The organism is Aeromonas sp. S9(2024) (genome assembly GCF_041403185.1).
Classification (GTDB): Bacteria; Pseudomonadota; Gammaproteobacteria; order Enterobacterales; family Aeromonadaceae; genus Aeromonas; species Aeromonas enteropelogenes.
Genome location: NZ_JBGLRE010000008.1, coordinates 85,369 through 102,660, shown reverse-complemented (window position 1 = coordinate 102,660; position 17,292 = coordinate 85,369). Strand labels below are relative to the sequence as shown.

Sequence of the window (17,292 nt, the reverse complement as noted above, 5' to 3'; positions counted from 1 at the left end):
TCTTGTTCCCGCTGGCAATTGATCGGAGAATGCGGCTTTTCTTATGACTGGGGCCGCTTATGCAGCACGACGGATATTGGGTTTTCTCGCAGATTGATCCCGTAGCATTCAGTTTGGGACCACTATCGGTACGCTGGTATGGTCTCATGTACCTGTTTGGCTTCGCGTTTGCCATGTGGCTGGCGGGGCGCCGCGCCGCCCAGCCGGGCAGTGGCTGGACCCGTGACGAGGTCTCCGATCTGCTGTTTTACGGCTTCCTCGGGGTGATCCTGGGTGGCCGAGTCGGCTATGTCCTGTTCTACAACTTCGATCTCTTCCTCGCGGATCCGACCTACCTGTTCAAGATCTGGACCGGTGGCATGTCGTTCCACGGCGGCCTCATCGGCGTCATCACCGCCATGATCTGGTTTGCCCACAAGACCAGGCGCCACTTCTTCACCGTGGCCGATTTCGTGGCGCCGCTCATTCCGTTTGGTCTCGGGGTCGGCCGCATCGGCAACTTCCTCAACGGCGAGCTGTGGGGCCGGATCACCGATGTGCCCTGGGCCATCATCTTCCCGGAGGCGGGCCCGGAGCCGCGCCATCCGTCCCAGCTCTACCAGTTCGCCCTGGAAGGGGTGGTGCTGTTCATCATCCTCAACCTGTTCTGGCGCAAGCATCCGCCGCGCGGTGCTATCTCCGGCATGTTCCTGCTGTTCTACGGCCTGTTCCGCTTCCTGGTGGAGTTTGTGCGCCAGCCGGACAGCCAGCTGGGTCTCTACTTCAACGAGATCAGCATGGGCCAGATCCTGTCCACCCCGATGATCCTCATCGGAGCCCTGATGATTTGGGCCGCCTACAAGCGCCCGCAGTTGTTTGGTAATGCCGTGAAGGAGGCAAAATAATGAGAGCGTATCTCGACCTGATGCAGAAGATCCTGGATGAGGGCACCGTCAAGTCCGACCGTACCGGCACCGGCACCGTCTCCCTGTTCGGCCATCAGATGCGCTTCAACCTGGCCGAAGGCTTCCCGCTGGTGACCACCAAGAAGTGCCACCTGCGCTCCATCATTCACGAGCTGCTCTGGTTCCTCAATGGCGACACCAATACCGCCTATCTGAAAGAAAATGGCGTCAGTATCTGGGACGAGTGGGCCGACGAGAACGGCGATCTGGGCCCGGTTTATGGCGCCCAGTGGCGCTCCTGGCCGACCGCCGACGGCGGCGTGGTGGATCAGATCCAGAAGGCGGTGGATGACATCAAGCACAATCCGGATTCCCGTCGCATCATCGTCTCTGCCTGGAACGTGGGCGAGCTGGACAAGATGGCGCTGGCTCCCTGCCACGCCTTCTTCCAGTTCTATGTGGCGGACGGCAAGCTTTCCTGCCAGCTCTACCAGCGCAGTTGCGATGTCTTCCTCGGCCTGCCGTTCAACATCGCCAGCTACGCCCTGCTGACCCACATGATGGCCCAGCAGTGTGGTCTGGAAGTGGGCGACTTCGTCTGGACCGGCGGCGACGTGCACCTCTACTCCAACCACATGGAGCAGACCGCGCTGCAGCTCACCCGCGAGCCGCGCCCGCTGCCGACCCTGGTGATCAAGCGCAAGCCGGACTCCATCTTCGACTACCAGTTCGAGGACTTCGAGATCCAGGGTTACGATCCCCATCCAGGTATCAAGGCGCCCGTCGCCATCTGATCCCGGCCCGAGCCTTGTCGATGCCAGTCAGTGAATGCTGACTGGCATTTTTCTTTGGTCGGACGGCGCTCTTTGCTCCGTTTAGTCGCGCTTTTCCTGCTTATGGTGGAATGAGGCCCCGGCCTCAATGGGTGTGGCCGTTGTTTTCCGGCTCGGGCTTGTGCTGCCAGATGGCCCCCAGCAGCAGCTTGAGCAGCAGCCCGGGGGGGTTGTCCAGCAGTTTGCCCGACTCCAGCAACAGCTGGCCATCGGCGCGAAAGCCGAGGCTGGCGTCTATGGTCTCATCCTCCGTGACCACCTGGATCAGCCCATGCAGGGCGCCCCGCTCCCCCGGCTGGCAATGCAGGCGCAGCTCGCGGGGCTCTCCCAGCAGGGTGAAGGCGCGACTCAGGGGAGGGGAATCTTCATAGTCCGGCCAGCTGAAGAACTGGTACTGCTCGGCGAGCGTGCCCGCCTGCTGGCAAAACTGGTCGAACAGCTGGGCAATGGCCTGGTACTCCTGATCAAGCTGTCTGGCTTGTTCCTCAATCCTATTCATCCCTTGCTCCTTGTATATCCACTTGATCGGAAATGGTTTTTCTGACCCTGTGACAGGCATTTTCTAGATATGGAGCCAAATGCCGGAAAGGTCTGTGAGCCGGATCCAAGTTTCAGTCTGAAAACGTTATCTTGTTGAAAATGGTCGGTTTTTTTGCCCACCCGCTCACATTTGAAACGATTGTCGCTGATTAATATGGCACCACCTGGCAACGACCGGGTGCTCGACTATCGAGACTAACTACAGCGGGAATTATAAAAATCATGGATATGAAAAAGACCAAGGTGGCGCTGGCAACAGCCTCACTGCTCGTGCTTTTGTCTGGCTGTAATGACAACGGCTCTACCACCCCTGATGTGCCTACCAACCCCGAGATCCCTACCAACCCGGATGTGACCGTCCCTCCCGGCACCGAGGACGGGCCTGTCGCCCGTCTGCCCAAGGTGCAGGCCCCCGCCGAATTGCTGATGGCGGGTGACAATCAGGTGGTCATCGCCCTGGTGGATACCCAGACCAGTGCCGCCCGCGGGGTGGATGGCCCCTTCGCCAGTCATAGTCTTCATCTCTGGAACAACGAAGCGTGTTCCGCCACTGCCGATAGCGGTCTGAATGGCGGTTGGGATGACAAGAGCAATACGCCGACGGCGACCGACAGCTTTGGCCCTGCCTGGGTGATCCCGCTGGCCAAGGTGGAAGGGTGCATCAACTTTATCGCCCGGGATGGTTCCCTCGGCAACCTGACCGGCGCCGACATGAAGGTAGTCTTCAGCGATCATCCGGATCGCACCGTGGCCATCGTTGCCGGCAAGAACGAGATCTTCGACAGCCGGGCCGAGGCCTTCACCGCCGCCTTCGGCGTCGCCGGGGCCAGCGCCCACCTGATCGACGGCAACACATTGATCTGGCAGGGGGGCAAGGACAAACCTCACGTCCGCCTCTACTACACAGAGTCGGGTACCATCGAGGCCAATACCGACGGGGTATTCGACTTCCCCTATATCAGCCTGACCCCGACCAGCCTGACGGCGGAGCAGCAGGCCAGGTATCCGCACCTCAAGGATGCCGCCGCCTTTGCCCTGCCGGCCGGGAAAGATCTCAAGCCCCTGCTCAAGGGGGAGCTGGTGGCCATCGGCACCGATGCCGAGGGCATCCTGCAGGGAGCAACCCTGGTGCAGAGCGCCGGCGCCCTTGATGCTCTCTATAGCGATGCGGCGAGCAAGCTCGACTATGGCGCCATCGTTGAGGGGGGCAATGTCACCTTCCGGCTGTGGGCGCCGACCGCCAGAATGGTCAAGCTGGCGCTGTTTGACGAGCAGCACAAGTCGCTGGGCGAGCGTGCCATGACCCTGGACGAGGCCAGCGGCAGCTGGAGCGTGCAGGGCGGCAGCGAGCTGGTGGGCAAGTTCTACCGTTACGACATCCAGGTCTATCACCCGGTCAGCCGCAAGCTGGAATCCTATCAGGTGACCGACCCCTACTCCCTGAGCCTGGCGATGAACTCCGAGTTCAGCCAGGTGGTGGATCTCGACGATCCGGCCCTCAAGCCGGCCGGCTGGGACGAGCTAAAGGCTCCCCACAGCCAGCAGAACCCGGCTGACATCACCATCTACGAGGCCCATGTCCGCGATCTGACCGGCAACGACGACTCGACCCCGGCGGAGCACCGCGGCAAGTTCCTCGGCCTGGCCGAGAGCGACACGGCACCGGTCAGGCACCTGCAATCCCTGGCGCAGAGCGGCGTCAGCCACCTGCACCTGCTGCCGGTGTTCGACATCGCGACCATCAACGAGGACCCGGCCAAGGTGGCCAATATCGGCGATGACTTCGGCAAGCTGTGCCAGGTCAACCCCGAGGTACAGAATTCAGCCTTTGGCGCTTACTGTGGCGGCGGCCAGACCATCGCCTCCGTGCTGGAAACCCTGGATCCGCGTGGCGAACAGGCACAGTCGCTCTACGGCTATCTGCGTGGCGTCGACTCCTTCAACTGGGGTTATGATCCCTATCACTACACGGCGCCGGAAGGCTCCTACGCCACCAATGCAGAGGGGAGCCAGCGTATCCTGGAGTTTCGCGAAATGGTCAAGGCCATCAAGCAGAACATCGGCATGAACGTGGTGATGGACGTGGTCTACAACCACACCAACGAGGCTGGCCTGGGTCCCAAGTCGGTGCTCGACAAGATAGTGCCCTGGTACTATCAGCGCCTCAATCCGGAGACCGGCTCGGTCGAGAACTCCACCTGCTGCTCCAACACGGCGCCGGAACACGCCATGTTCGCCAAGCTGGTGGATGACTCCCTGGTGACCTGGGCCCGCGACTACAAGATCGACGCCTTCCGCTTTGACCTGATGGGCCATCACCCGAAAGATCAGATAGTGCAGGCGCTGGCGGCGGTGAAGAAGGTCAACCCCGAGATCTACTTCTACGGCGAGGGGTGGAACTTCGGCGAAGTGCAGGATGACAAGCGCTTCGTGCAGGCGACCCAGAAGCACCTGGCCGGGACCGGCATCGGATCCTTCTCGGATCGGTTGCGGGATGCGGTGCGTGGCGGCAGCCCGTTCGACGGTGGCGACACCATTCGCAAGACCCAGGGCTTCGGCAACGGCGCCTTCGTGAACCCCAACGAGCTGGATGGCGTCGAGCTGGCTACCGCTTTACATCAGGCCGATCTGGTGCGTCTCGGCATGGCCGGCAACCTCAAGGAGTTCGTGCTGACCGACAAGGATGGCATCCCGATGAAGGGGGCCGAGATCGACTATAACGGTCAGCCTGCCGGTTATGCCCAGGATCCGAGCGAGATCCAGAACTATGTCTCCAAGCATGACAACCAGACCCTGTTCGACAACCTGATCTACAAGGCGCCGGCAGGAGCCGATCTGGTGCGGATGCAGGGGGTATCGCTGGCTACCGCCATGCTGGGGCAGGGCATTCCCTTCACCCACGCCGGCGTCGAGTTGCTGCGCTCCAAGTCCATGGAGCGGGACAGCTACGACTCGGGGGACTGGTACAACCGGGTCGATTACACCCTGGCTGACAACAACTTTGACAAGGGATTACCGCGCAAGGATAAGGATGGCGACAACTATCCGCTGATCGATCAGGTGCTCGGCCAGCATGCCAAGCCGAGCGGTGCCGATATGGCGACCATGGTGGGCTTCTACCAGGAGCTGGCCAGGCTGCGTCAATCTTCCCGCCTGCTGCGTCTGGGCAGTGGGGCCGAAGTGATCAAGCGGGTCGATTTTCGCAATACCGGGCCGGATCAGGTGCCCGGCCTCATCGTGATGACGGTGGATGACGGCATGGCCGCCGGTGTGGATCTGGATCCGGCCATTGACGGTCTGGTGGTGATGATCAACGCCACCAACCAGAGCCGGAGCATCGGTGATTTCCGCGACGGGGCGGATCAGCCCATCGATCTCGCCGGTCTGGTGCTGAGCCCGGCTCACGACAGCAGTGACAGCATAGCCCGCGGGGCAGTGGTGTCCGGTGGCCAGTTGACGCTGGATGCCTGGTCTGCCGCCGTGTTCGTCAAGCCCCAGAGCGGGGCCCAGGGCACGGGGCTGCCAGTCGGCAAGAAGAGGGACCTCAGTACGCTGCCACCCTTTGGCATGACCAATGTCTTCGTGCGTGGCTTCCTCGGCCAGTGGGATCCCGTCAACCAGCTGACCTTCAGTGGCAACTATGTGTATGAGTTGACCATGCCGGTTGCCGAGGCGCAGCTGGGTGAGACGACCCTGAAGATTGCGGATGCCAGCTGGGGAGCGCTCAATTACGGCAAGTGTGAGGCCACCGATGTGCTGGCGACGGCGGCACCGCTTACCCTGTGCAAGGGAGGGGATGATATTGGCATGACGCTGGACAAGGCGGGCAGCTACCGGTTTGTCCTGACTGCCATGGACAAGGAGCATCCGACCCTGAGCGTCAGCGTGACCGAGTCCGCGGGGTAAGCAGACCCATAGAGCCCGGGGGATGGCTCGGCGTCCCCGGGTTGAATTCCACCTCGCCAAGGGTGGGATAATCCCGAGAGAGTAAGCAAAGCGCGACTGCCGACCGGCAGGCGCGCTTTTTTTATGTCGTCGTCCGATAAATGGGCAAAGAAAAGCCGCCCTGTCGGGGGCGGCTTGTGGATGTGGCGATTAATGCCTTGACGGGATCAGCGCTTGCGCAGCAGACGCAGGGCGTTGGCGGTGACCAGCGCGGTGGCGCCAGTGTCGGCCAGCACCGCGATCCAGAGCCCGGTGATGCCGAGCAGGCTGGTGACCAGGAAGATGGCCTTGAGCCCGAGCGACAGGGCGATATTCTGGTGGATGATGGCCAGCGCCGCACGGGAGAGGCGGATCATGGCGGCGATGCCACCGAGCTGGTTGTGAGTCAGCGCGGCGTCGGCGGTCTCCAGCGCCACGTCGGTACCGCCCCCCATGGCGATGCCGATGCTGGCGCGCTTCATGGCGGGAGCATCGTTGATGCCATCTCCTATCATGGCGACCTTCTGTCGGGTGGCCTGCTTGGCGATTTCCTGCACCTTGTCTTCCGGCAGCAGACCGGCGCGCCAGCCCATGCCGAGCTCGCCGGCAATGGCCTCGGCGGCGCGCGGGTTGTCCCCGGTCAGCATGATGCCCTGCAGCCCCAGTACCCTGAGCTCCTGCAGCGCCGCCGCCGCATCCGGCCTGATCTGATCCCGCAGGGCCAGCAGGGCAACCGGTGTGGCCGCATCGTTACGGGTCTGGCAGAGCACCACCACCGTCTTGCCTTGCTGCTCCAGTGTGGCGATCCTTTCGTTCTGCTCGCGGCTCAGGGTGGCCACCCGGCTCGGTGCCAGCAGTTGCCAGAGGGTGCCGTCAATGCGCCCTTCAACCCCCATGCCTGGCAGGGCGCGCAGCTCCCGGGCTGCCGCCAGAGTCAGCGCCTGTTCACTGGCCGCCGTCACCACGGCCTTGGCCAGCGGATGATGGGACCCCTGTTCGATAGCCGCCGCCAGCGCCAGCAGCTCGCTCTCGGCCTGGCCATTGAGGCTCACCAGCTCGGTCAGTTGCGGCTTGCCCAGGGTCAGGGTGCCGGTCTTGTCGAAGGAGACGGTATCGATATGGGCCAGCCGCTCCAGCGCTGCCCCCCCCTTGATCAGGGCTCCCTGCCGGGTCGCGGCCGCCAGAGCAGAGGTGACTGCCGCCGGGGTGGAGATCACCAGGGCGCAGGGGCAACCGATGAGCAGCAGTGCCAGCCCGCGATAGACCCACTCGTCCCAGGGCTGGCCATAGGCGAGGGGAGGGATGATCACTACCAGCAGGGCGACCAGCATGATGGCCGGGGTGTACCAGCGGCTGAAGCGGTCGATGAAGCGCTCGATGGGGGCGCGCTGGCTCTCGGCCTCCTCGATGAGGTGCAGAATGCGGTCGATGGCGTTGTTGCCCGGTTCCGAAACCACCTCAAGACGCACGACCCGATCCGCCGCCAGACTACCAGCGGGCACTTTTTCCCCCTTGCTGCGCTCTACCGGAATGGATTCACCGGTCAGGGCGCTTTCGTCGAAGGTGCCAAGGTCGTCGATCAATCTGGCATCCGCGGGCAAACGGGCTCCGGGAGAAATTTCGATGATGTCGCCGGGGCGAAGATCTTCGGCCGCCACCTCTTCCCGGATCTCACCTTGTGGCTGACCCTGTAAACCGGTGCGGATGCGCACCGCCTTGTCGGGCACCAGCGCCATCAGGGCTGTGACCCCCGCACGGGCGCGGGCTGCGGCGTAGGACTCCAGGTGCTCGCCCAGCATAAACAACAGCAGCACCATGGCGGCTTCGGCGGTTTCGCCGAGGAACAGGGCGCCAACGGCGGCGACCGTCATCAGGGTCTCGATGGCGAAGGGGGAGCCGCTCCTGGTCAGTGACCAGGCCTTGCGGGAGATGGGCCACAGGCCCCACAGGGTGGCCAGGGTAAAGAGGGGCTGGCCGAATTCGTCCGGCAGCAGGGCTGCTACCAGCATCAGGCTGGCCAGCGACAGGGGTTGCCAATATTTGCCGAGCAGGGTCATCAGGGGGCCGCGGCTCTTCTCCTCTTGCTGCCTGGCCTGGGTGGCATCCCTGAGCTGGAAGCCGGCAGCCAGCACGGCGGCGGTGACGGGATCGGGGGAGAGGCCGGGGGCCAGATCCACCACCAGTTTTTCGGTGGCAAAGAGCACGCGGGCCTGCTGCACCCCCTCGACCCGGCCGACGGCTGTCTCTATCTTGCGGGCACAGCTGGGGCAGTCCATCCCCAGTACCTGCCAGCTGTGGCGCTGGCTGTCGCCGACGGGGGCCGCCAGCGGCTCGCCCGAGTCGGTAGCCTCACCGTGTTCATGATGCTCATGGTCATGATCATGGGATGAGGGCTGGCTACAGCAACCCTGGCCGTGACAGCTCCCTTGAGGAGGTTCGGCCTCTTCCGGTGACTCGCCGGTCGGGTGCGCCTGATGCTCGTGGGCGGTCTTGCCGGAGCAACTGCTGGCCGGCGCCGCGTTGTCGCAGCAGTGGCTGTCGTGCCTATGTTCAGATTGGCCAGTGGTCGCCTTGCTGACGGCCTTGATGGGAGAGGTAGCATGCTGATAGCTGCAGCAGGATTTGCTCATACAGGGTTCCTCTTGGCGGGAGCTCGCCCCTGCGGGCTCCTTGATGACTGGATTCAGTGTAAACCTTGGTGTTATGTCCAAGGTCAATCCCCCTTTATTCATCAGTCAGTTTCTGGCGGCAGTTTGCCGGCCCGGTACCTAGGCAAGAGTTCCCGATATCCCTGATGTTGGCGGGTGTTTGTCGGGCCTTCGCCCGCCTATACTGGCGATCCGGATAGTTACAACACCCATAAAGGACATAACACATGAGCCGTTCAGTCACTCTGCAAGGCAACCCCGTCGCCGTCGCCGGTCACTTCCCGGTTGCCGGTGAGCAGGCCAAGCCCTTCTCCCTGGTGGCCAAGGATCTCTCCGATGTGACCCTGGCGAACTTCGCCGGTCAGCGCAAGATCCTGAACATCTTCCCGAGCGTTGACACCCCGACCTGTGCCACTTCAGTGCGCAAGTTCAACGAGCAGGCCAGCGCCCTGGACAATACCGTGGTGCTCTGCATCTCCGCCGATCTGCCGTTTGCCCAATCCCGCTTCTGCGGCGCCGAAGGGCTGGACAAGGTGGTAACCCTTTCCACCCTGCGTGGTGCCGCCTTTATGGAAGATTACGGCGTGGCCTTCTCCTCCGGCCCGCTGGTGGGGCTGACTGCCCGCGCCATCGTGGTGCTGGATGCGGACAACAAGGTGCTGCACAGCGAGCTGGTGGCCGAGGTCGCCGACGAGCCGAACTACGCCGCTGCCCTGGCCGCCCTGTAATTCGACGTACGTTCTGATGGCCCGACGGCCTGCCCTGTCTGCTGCCAGGGCAGGCCGTTATTTTTATGGCCGGCTGCGGCGCCAGGGCGCCTGCACGGCGACCTTTCTTTTACTTCTCCCTTTGCGCTGGCTAGACTTCGCCTCCCACTTCTTCAACGACGTAGCGCCATGACCTTTCGCGAACTTGCCCTTCATCCTGCTCTGCTGGCCGCCCTGCCCGAACAGCTGCACACCCCGACCCGCATTCAGCAGCTGACCATTCCGGCGGCGCTGGCGGGACGGGATCTGCTGGCGCTGGCCCGTACCGGCAGCGGCAAGACCCTGGCGTTCGGTCTGCCGCTGTTGCAGCGGCTGGATCCCGCCTCCAGCCAGGTGCAGGGGTTGGTGCTGGTGCCGACTCGCGAGCTGGCCGCCCAGGTGAGCGTTGCGCTGGCAGGCCTTGCCGGGGCGCTGGGCCTGCGCATGGTGACATTGTGCGGCGGAGTGGCGCAGGAGCTGCAACAGAACGAACTGACGGCAGGGCCACAACTGCTGGTGGCGACGCCGGGGCGGCTGCGGGATCTGCTTAACCAGCAGCTGCTGGCGCTCGACGAGCTACGCAGCCTGGTGCTGGACGAGGCGGATCGCCTGCTGGAGATGGGTTTTTGGCCCGATATCCGGATGATCCTGGGGTTGACTCCTGCCACCCGCCAGACCCTGCTCTTCTCCGCCACCCTGCCTGCCGAGCTGGACGGGCTGGCCAGCGGCCTGCTGACGGATCCGCTGCGAGTCGAGGCGGATCCGCTCAACAGCGTGGCGAGCGATATCGAGGAGCGGCTCTATCTGGTCAACAAGAGCAGCAAGGTGCCGGCGCTCATCAAGCTGCTCGGGGAGGAGGCTTGGCCTCAGGTGCTGGTGTTTATCAGCGCGCGGGACGATGCGGATGGTGTCGCCCGCAAGCTTGCCAAGGCGGGCATCGCGGTGGCAGCCCTCCATGGCGAGAAGGAGCAGGCTGTGCGGGAACAGGCGTTGGCCGACTTTAAAGCGGGCAAGGTGCGGGTGCTGGTGGCCACCGACTTGATGGCGCGCGGCATCCATGTGGAGGCGCTGCCCGTGGTGATCAACCTGGATCTGCCCGCCAGCGCCCCCGTCTATGTGCATCGCATCGGCCGCACCGCCAGGGCCTGGCGCAGCGGTCTGGCCATCTCGCTCGCCTGCCACGGCGAAACTGAAACCCTAGCCGCGATCCGAACCCTCACCGGGCGCGAGCTGCCACTGGCCGAGCTCGGCGATTTCCCGGTGACCGATCTGCCGGCCAGCGGCGAGGGCAAGCGGGCACCGCGGGACAAGCAGGCCAATCGCCGTACCCAGGCCAAGCGCAGCATCAAGCAGTTCAGGGGCAAGCCCCCGCGCGGCTGAGGTTCAGCGGGCCAGCGGGTAGGTAAACAGGGCCAGGTGGGCGAAGTTCAGTAGAAAGTGGACGACGATGGCGGCACTCAGACGCCCGCTGAAATGGAACGCCAGCCCGTAACAGGCCCCCGCCAGGGCGGCAAACAGTACCAGCAGTGGGCCACCGGCCAGGTGCGCCGCCCCGAACAGCAGGCTGGCCACCAGAATGCCCAGCCAGAGCCGGCCGCGCCGGGCGATCTCCTGCTGGATCACGCCACGAAACAGCGCCTCTTCCGCTACGCAGGTGAACAGCAGATTGTTGAAGGCAAACAGCCACCACCAGCCGGGCAGACCCACCTCGGGCTTGAGGGCCCCCAGCTGCCAGGCGGCGATCAGCAGGGCCGCCAGCGGCAATAGCAGCAGTGTCAGCCTGCGCCACTGAACGGCGCCGCCCGGGCCCAGCAAGGCTGGCCAGGCCAGCAGCAGGCCGAAGAAGACCAGCGGCTTGTCCAGATTGAGGTACATGTTGAACTGCACACTGTCCGGCCCGGCAAGTACCTGGTCCAGCACTTTGAGATTGTGAAAGCCTGGGATGAGGTGCAGCATCAGGGCGATGGCCCACAGCAGCACCAGCCCTTGCGCACCACTTCGCCAGGGAGCGGGCAGAGCCGGGGTGCGCCAGGCCAGCAGCAATCCAGCCAGGCTGGCCAGCAGGGCGACGGGGGTGATGCGTTCCAGCCAGAGCGCCAGCAGCAGGGAGATGCCGAGCAGGATCAGGCCGGGCAAGCGTTGGCGGGCGAGACAGAGCAGCACGGCCAGCGCCAGCGCAGCCCAGATGAGGGAATCGGGTAGGGGCAAAATTGAATCTCATTGGCAGCGGAAGGTCGCACCTTAACAACGGTGGATTCCGTGACACAAGGCTTAATAAGCTGGTCGGATCCCCGCCCGTCACGGCCGCGCCAACATAAAAAAAGCCGGAGCATGGGCTCCGGCTTTTGGCATTCAGGGGCGTATCAACGGCCGGATTCGGCGATCACGCGGGCGATGATGTCGGCACGGGCGTTGGCGTCCAGCTCACCCAGGGCGATGAGGCCGGCCTTGAAGATGACGTTCTTCGGCAGGCTTACGTCATCCAGGGTGGTGATGGCTTCGACGTGCAGGCCGTTCAGGCGGCTGGCATCGCGGGGGCTCAGGTTGACCTGGGTGTTGAGCACCTGTTTGCCCTTCTTCTTGGGTTGAGCGGGTTTCTTCGGTTGATCCAGCTCGTCTTCCGGCAGTTCGTCATCAAAATCGTAAATAGACATAGTCAATCCTGTTGGTTAGGCAAAGGGCATGCTTGCCCGAATTGGGGTGATCAGCCCATATCCTCGTTGCGGATAAAGGCGCGCCAGGAGACCAGCACCTGGGCAAAATCTTCCAGCCCGCACATGGCCAGCTGTTCATCATCGTAGTAGGCGAGATCGTCGAGATCCTCGTCCAGCTCGATATTGAGGGCGTTGGCTTTCACCTCGGCCTCTTCGTGGGTCAGCAGCAGGGAGTAGTCGCCGCCAAGCAGCCGGTACTCGGTGCGGGTGCGGTTGGAGAGTTGATCGATGATGGCAAACAGTTCGTCGATCTTCTCTTCATCCTTGCCCACTTCGTCGATCAGCCACTGACCGATGGCCTCGTGGCCCATGGAGAACCGGGCGCGATAGCCACCGAACGGATCGCGGCGAAATTCATAATCCATAGCAGAGTCCATATCTCGGAGGGATGGGCCGGCCCGGGCAGAGGTGAAAGCACCAAATTCCTGCTCCATGGCGGGGCACACATCGGGTAAAGTGGCCTATTCTAGCGATCCCCCTCTCGCTTGTCTTGATGATGTGGCATCTTTGCCTTCCCGCTGCGGGTTGGCGGGCCACCAGTCGTCCCTTGTCCGGAGATGTTATGCAGCTAAATGACACACTCGCGCAGCAGATTGTCAGTCGGGCGATGAAGATCCTTTCGTTCTCGGTCAACGTGATGGATGAACACGGACTCATCATTGCCTCCGGCAATCCGGAGCGGCTCCATCAGCGTCACGAGGGGGCCGTGCTGGCGCTGGCCGAGAACCGGGTGGTGGAGATCAGCGAAGCCACCGCCCGCGAGTTGAAAGGGGTGCGCCCCGGCATCAACCTGCCTATCGCCTATCAGGGGGAGCTGCTGGGGGTCATCGGCATCTCTGGCGATCCGGACATCGTTCGTGCTTACGCCGAGCTGGTGCGGATGACCGCTGAACTCATTCTGGAGCAGGCGGCGCTCACCGAGCAGTTGCAGTGGGACAAGCGCCACAAGGAAGAGCTGGTGCTGCAGCTGATCCGGGGGGAGGGCAAGGTCGACCAGCTACTGCAGGCGGCCCGCTTCCTCGGACTGGATCTGGCCCAGCCCAGAGTGGTAGCGGTACTGGCGCTGGAGGAGGCGGATCCGGCCCGCTTGCGGGAGCTGGTCCATCAGCTGGAACATCCGGAGCGGGACAATCTGGTGGCCATCCATGGGCTGGACGAGATAGTAGTGCTCAAACCGGCCCAGATCGTGGACGAGGTGTGGCAGTCGGAGCAGGAGCGGGGCCGCATCAAGCAGCTGCTGGCGCGCATTCCCCACTTCAAGGTGCGCATCGCGGTGGGCGATTACTTCGCCGGGATCGACGGGCTGGCGCGCTCCTACCAGACGGCGCGAGACACCTTGCGCCGCGGCATGCGCCAGGCTCCCCGCAAGCAGGTCTACTTCTTCGAGGATTATCGGCTGCCGGTGCTGCTCGGCAGTCTGGCGGACTCCTGGCAGGCGGATCAACTGCGCGCCCCCCTGCAGAAGCTGGCGCGAGAGGATGCAAAGGGAACGCTACTGAAAACCTTGCGCCAATATTTCTTGCAGGATTGTGATCTTCATCGCTGTGCCGAAATCCTGTTCATCCACCCCAATACGCTGCGCTATCGCATTGGCAAGATAGAGCAGATAACTGGCTTGAATTTCAACAAGTTAGACGACAAGTTTCTGCTCTATCTCGGGCTCAATCTCGATAACTGATTTGTTTGATGTGACAAATAGATCCTTTTCCAATAGCTAATATTTGTCTTTTTGAACAAAGCTTTCCGGTTTCGGATCACCATAATGGCCACCATTCACTCACATGCAAGGTGTCCGTCATGATCCCGGTTACAGCCCTTGGCGCCATCGCGGCGCTCTCCATCGCCATCTTTCTCATCCTGAAGAAGGTTCCTCCCGCCTACGGCATGATCGTCGGCGCCCTGGCCGGTGGCCTGATCGGCGGTGCCGACCTGAGCCAGACCGTCGCTCTGATGATCGGCGGCGCCCAGGGGATCACCACCGCCGTGATGCGGATCCTGGCGGCCGGTGTGCTGGCGGGCGTGCTGATCGAATCGGGTGCGGCCACCACCATCGCCGAAACCATCGTCAAAAAACTCGGTGAAACCCGCGCCCTGCTGGCACTGGCGCTGGCCACCATGATCCTGACCGCGGTTGGCGTCTTCGTGGACGTGGCGGTCATCACGGTCGCCCCGATTGCTCTGGCCATCGCCCGCCGTGCCGACCTCTCCAAGGCGGCCATCCTGCTGGCGATGATCGGTGGTGGCAAGGCGGGTAACGTCATGTCCCCCAACCCCAACGCCATCGCGGCGGCCGATGCCTTCCATCTGCCCCTCACCTCCGTCATGGCTGCCGGCATCATCCCGGGCCTGTTCGGTCTGGTGATGGCCTACTGGCTCGCCAAGCGTTTGAACAACAAGGGCAGCAAGGTTGCCGCCGACGAAGTGGTGAGCTTTGACGGGGTCAAGTTGCCCGGCTTTGCCGCCGCCATCAGCGCCCCTCTGGTTGCCATCCTGCTGCTGGCCCTGCGCCCGGTGGCCGGTATCGTGGTGGATCCGCTGATTGCCCTGCCCCTCGGTGGCTTGGTTGGCGCCCTGATGATGGGCAAGTTCTCCAAGGTGAACCAGTTTGCGGTCTCGGGTCTGGCCCGCATGGCGCCGGTGGCTATCATGCTGTTGGGTACAGGTACCCTGGCCGGCATCATCGCCAACTCCGGCCTGAAGGATGTGCTGATCAGCGGCCTGACCGCCTCCGGTCTGCCCTCCTACCTGCTGGCCCCCATCTCCGGTGCCCTGATGTCGCTGGCGACCGCCTCGACCACCGCCGGTACCGTGGTGGCCTCCAACGTCTTCAGCTCCACCCTGCTTGAACTGGGTGTCAGCGGTCTGGCAGGCGCCGCCATGATCCACGCCGGTGCCACCGTGTTTGACCACATGCCGCACGGCTCCTTCTTCCATGCGACCGGTGGCAGCGTCCACATGGGGGTGAGCGAGCGTCTCAAGCTGATCCCTTACGAAACTGCCGTCGGTCTGACCATTGCTACCGTCTCCACCCTGATGTTTGGCGTGTTTGGCCTCGCCTAAGGAATTGATATGAAAATTGTGATCGCCCCCGATTCATTCAAGGAGAGCCTGAGCGCCATGGCGGTGGCCGATGCCATCGAGGCGGGTTTCAAGCAGGTGTTGCCGGAGGCCACCTACGTCAAATTGCCGATGGCCGATGGCGGCGAGGGCACGGTGCAATCCCTGGTGGATGCCACCGGGGGCCGCATCCTGCCGGTCGAGGTGACCGCGCCGCTCGGCAACCGGGTGCAGGGTTTCCTCGGCCTGCTGGGGGACGGCAAGCGCGCCGTCATCGAGATGGCGGCCGCCTCCGGCCTGCACCTGGTGGAGCCGGAGCGGCGCAATCCGCTGCTGACCTCGAGCTTCGGTACCGGCGAGTTGATCCTGGCCGCGCTGGAGATGGGGGTGAGCCACCTCATCCTCGGCATCGGTGGCAGTGCCACCAATGACGGTGGTGCCGGCATGATCCAGGCGCTCGGCGGCAAGCTCTTGAAAGAGGATGGCACCCCCATCGCCCTGGGCGGCGCCGGTCTGAAGGATCTGGCCAGCATCGACCTGAGCACGCTGGACTCGCGTCTGGCCGGGCTGACCATAGAGGTGGCCTGCGACGTGAACAACCCGCTGTGCGGGCCCAAGGGGGCTTCCGCCGTGTTTGGTCCGCAGAAGGGGGCCACGCCAGCGATGGTGGCGCAGCTGGATGCCAACCTCTCCCACTATGCCGACTGCATCGAGCAGGCCCTCGGCAAGCAGGTGAAGGAGATCCCGGGGGCGGGCGCCGCCGGTGGCATGGGGGCCGCGCTGGTGGGCCTGCTCGGCGCCGAGCTCAAGCCCGGCATCCAGATCGTCATCGAGGCGCTCAAGCTGGCCGATGCGGTAGCCGATGCGGATCTCGTCATCACCGGCGAGGGACGGATCGACAGCCAGACCATCCACGGCAAGACCCCCATCGGGGTGGCCCGCTGCGCCAAGCAGTTTGGCAAGCCGGTGATCGGGATCTCCGGCTGCCTCACCGACGACTGTGGTGTGGTGCATGAGCACGGGCTGGACGCGGTGTTTGCCGTGGTCAATCGCGCCATGTCCCTGCCGGAAGCCCTGGCGACCGCCAGCATCAATCTCGAGCTGACCGCTCGCAACGTGGCGGCCCTCTACCGCTTGCCGCGCTGATACTCCCGGGCCGATGCGCATGCATCGGCCCGACCTCGCCCCGTCAGGACGCCGCTCTCGGCTATCGAGATCATCGGGCGCCCTTGGCACCTCTTGGCCGATCCCCTGCGATCGGCATTTTTTATGGCGGTTCGTGGCGGGATGGCGCAGTTTTGATAGGCGCTCCCGCCCCTTTGCGGCATAGTTGTTCACAACAACGACAAGGAGAGAGCCATGATCCTGCTGACCCTGGGGGTGGCGCTGTTCACCCTCATCCATCTCTATCCCTGTTACGGCGCGGAGCACCGGCACCATCTGCGCGAACGGCTGGGGGAGAACCGCTACAAGGGGCTCTTCTCCCTGCTGGTGTTTATCGCCATCGCCTTCATCATCGCCGGGTGGCGCATGGCCAGCCCCTTGCCCCTCTATTTTCTGCCCGCCTGGGGGCCGCTGGCCATGATGGGAATGATGCCCATCGCCCTGATCCTGTTTTTCTCCGGTCAGGGACAAAACCATTTCCGGCGTTGGCTGGTGCATCCCCAGCTGCTTGGCACCCTGATCTGGGCGCTGGCCCACCTGCTGGTCAACAGCGAGGCCCGCTCCCTGGTACTGTTTGGCGGCATTGGCCTGTGGGCCCTGGTCAGCATCGTCTGGATTTCATGGCGTGACTGGCAACAAGCACCTCGTCCCGCCGCCAACTGGAAGGCGACTGGGATCAGCACGGGTGCCGGGCTGGTGGCGACGGCCCTGCTAATCTTCTGGGGACACGGCTGGCTGACCGGTATTGTGCTCCGCTGAGGGTGAACCGGGATGAATGTCAG

The 17,292-nt window shown here is 63.5% G+C and carries 14 protein-coding genes; 9 read left to right on the top strand and 5 right to left on the bottom strand.

All coding sequences use genetic code 11. The features are described 5' to 3' along the window. Positions 1 to 59: 59 nt before the first annotated feature. Together lgt and thyA are read left to right on the top strand one after the other, a co-directional pair. On the top strand, positions 60 to 884 hold the full coding sequence (gene lgt / locus ACB028_RS14250; protein WP_026457733.1) for a prolipoprotein diacylglyceryl transferase: 825 nt from the start codon (positions 60 to 62) through the stop codon (positions 882 to 884). Beyond that, positions 884 to 1,678, top strand: a complete 795-nt coding sequence (gene thyA / locus ACB028_RS14245) for a thymidylate synthase (RefSeq protein WP_026457734.1) — start codon at positions 884 to 886, stop codon at positions 1,676 to 1,678. The genes lgt and thyA overlap by 1 nt, the downstream gene beginning before the upstream one ends. 124 nt (positions 1,679 to 1,802) lie before the next feature. On the opposite strand, the gene ACB028_RS14240 is transcribed toward thyA, so the two are convergent. Next, entirely contained in the window at positions 1,803 to 2,216 is a 414-nt protein-coding gene (locus ACB028_RS14240) for a hypothetical protein (RefSeq protein ID WP_371144557.1), read from the bottom strand. 263 nt (positions 2,217 to 2,479) lie between these two features. Here ACB028_RS14240 and pulA point away from each other — a divergent pair, with 263 nt between their 5' ends. Continuing rightward, positions 2,480 to 6,163, top strand: a complete 3,684-nt coding sequence (pulA, locus tag ACB028_RS14235) for a pullulanase-type alpha-1,6-glucosidase (RefSeq protein ID WP_371144556.1) — start codon at positions 2,480 to 2,482, stop codon at positions 6,161 to 6,163. 206 nt (positions 6,164 to 6,369) lie between these two features. On the opposite strand, the gene ACB028_RS14230 is transcribed toward pulA, so the two are convergent. Then, complete coding sequence (locus ACB028_RS14230) at positions 6,370 to 8,811, bottom strand: zinc/cadmium/mercury/lead-transporting ATPase (RefSeq protein ID WP_371144555.1); 2,442 nt, start codon at positions 8,809 to 8,811, stop codon at positions 6,370 to 6,372. 245 nt (positions 8,812 to 9,056) lie between these two features. Here ACB028_RS14230 and tpx point away from each other — a divergent pair, with 245 nt between their 5' ends. Both tpx and ACB028_RS14220 read left to right on the top strand, forming a co-directional pair. Continuing rightward, positions 9,057 to 9,557, top strand: coding sequence for a thiol peroxidase (tpx, locus tag ACB028_RS14225; protein ID WP_026458391.1), 501 nt, complete (start codon positions 9,057 to 9,059; stop codon positions 9,555 to 9,557). Positions 9,558 to 9,725: 168 nt separating this feature from the next. After that, positions 9,726 to 10,955 (top strand): DEAD/DEAH box helicase, encoded by a 1,230-nt coding sequence (locus ACB028_RS14220; RefSeq protein WP_371144554.1) that lies wholly within the window; start codon positions 9,726 to 9,728, stop codon positions 10,953 to 10,955. 3 nt (positions 10,956 to 10,958) lie between these two features. On the opposite strand, the gene ACB028_RS14215 is transcribed toward ACB028_RS14220, so the two are convergent. The 3 genes from ACB028_RS14215 to ACB028_RS14205 form a co-directional block, all read right to left on the bottom strand. Further along, positions 10,959 to 11,786: a lysostaphin resistance A-like protein gene (locus ACB028_RS14215; RefSeq protein ID WP_371144603.1), complete on the bottom strand. Its 828-nt coding sequence runs from the start codon at positions 11,784 to 11,786 to the stop codon at positions 10,959 to 10,961. A 152-nt stretch (positions 11,787 to 11,938) separates the two neighbouring features. Further along, entirely contained in the window at positions 11,939 to 12,229 is a 291-nt protein-coding gene (locus ACB028_RS14210) for a hypothetical protein (RefSeq protein ID WP_026457862.1), read from the bottom strand. A 50-nt stretch (positions 12,230 to 12,279) separates the two neighbouring features. Continuing rightward, positions 12,280 to 12,654 (bottom strand): YacL family protein, encoded by a 375-nt coding sequence (locus ACB028_RS14205; protein WP_026457863.1) that lies wholly within the window; start codon positions 12,652 to 12,654, stop codon positions 12,280 to 12,282. Between the two features lie 197 nt (positions 12,655 to 12,851). Here ACB028_RS14205 and ACB028_RS14200 point away from each other — a divergent pair, with 197 nt between their 5' ends. From ACB028_RS14200 to ACB028_RS14185, 4 genes are all read left to right on the top strand, one after another. Next, positions 12,852 to 13,967, top strand: a complete 1,116-nt coding sequence (locus ACB028_RS14200; protein WP_042026663.1) for a sugar diacid recognition domain-containing protein — start codon at positions 12,852 to 12,854, stop codon at positions 13,965 to 13,967. A gap of 119 nt (positions 13,968 to 14,086) precedes the next feature. Further along, on the top strand, positions 14,087 to 15,349 hold the full coding sequence (locus tag ACB028_RS14195; RefSeq protein ID WP_371144553.1) for a GntP family permease: 1,263 nt from the start codon (positions 14,087 to 14,089) through the stop codon (positions 15,347 to 15,349). Between the two features lie 9 nt (positions 15,350 to 15,358). Further along, entirely contained in the window at positions 15,359 to 16,492 is a 1,134-nt protein-coding gene (locus ACB028_RS14190; RefSeq protein ID WP_342010901.1) for a glycerate kinase, read from the top strand. Between the two features lie 213 nt (positions 16,493 to 16,705). After that, entirely contained in the window at positions 16,706 to 17,269 is a 564-nt protein-coding gene (locus ACB028_RS14185) for an NnrU family protein (protein WP_371144552.1), read from the top strand. The last annotated feature ends 23 nt before the right edge of the window (positions 17,270 to 17,292 follow it).

Coding starts and splice junctions, on each gene's coding strand:
- tpx (WP_026458391.1), top strand. CDS start 9,057: ATGAGCCGTTCAGTCACTCTGCAAGGCAACCCCGTCGCCGTCGCCGGT.
- ACB028_RS14200 (WP_042026663.1), top strand. CDS start 12,852: ATGCAGCTAAATGACACACTCGCGCAGCAGATTGTCAGTCGGGCGATG.
- ACB028_RS14220 (WP_371144554.1), top strand. CDS start 9,726: ATGACCTTTCGCGAACTTGCCCTTCATCCTGCTCTGCTGGCCGCCCTG.
- ACB028_RS14190 (WP_342010901.1), top strand. CDS start 15,359: ATGAAAATTGTGATCGCCCCCGATTCATTCAAGGAGAGCCTGAGCGCC.
- thyA (WP_026457734.1), top strand. CDS start 884: ATGAGAGCGTATCTCGACCTGATGCAGAAGATCCTGGATGAGGGCACC.
- lgt (WP_026457733.1), top strand. CDS start 60: ATGCAGCACGACGGATATTGGGTTTTCTCGCAGATTGATCCCGTAGCA.
- ACB028_RS14195 (WP_371144553.1), top strand. CDS start 14,087: ATGATCCCGGTTACAGCCCTTGGCGCCATCGCGGCGCTCTCCATCGCC.
- pulA (WP_371144556.1), top strand. CDS start 2,480: ATGGATATGAAAAAGACCAAGGTGGCGCTGGCAACAGCCTCACTGCTC.
- ACB028_RS14230 (WP_371144555.1), bottom strand. CDS start 8,811: ATGAGCAAATCCTGCTGCAGCTATCAGCATGCTACCTCTCCCATCAAG.
- ACB028_RS14240 (WP_371144557.1), bottom strand. CDS start 2,216: ATGAATAGGATTGAGGAACAAGCCAGACAGCTTGATCAGGAGTACCAG.
- ACB028_RS14210 (WP_026457862.1), bottom strand. CDS start 12,229: ATGTCTATTTACGATTTTGATGACGAACTGCCGGAAGACGAGCTGGAT.
- ACB028_RS14205 (WP_026457863.1), bottom strand. CDS start 12,654: ATGGATTATGAATTTCGCCGCGATCCGTTCGGTGGCTATCGCGCCCGG.
- ACB028_RS14185 (WP_371144552.1), top strand. CDS start 16,706: ATGATCCTGCTGACCCTGGGGGTGGCGCTGTTCACCCTCATCCATCTC.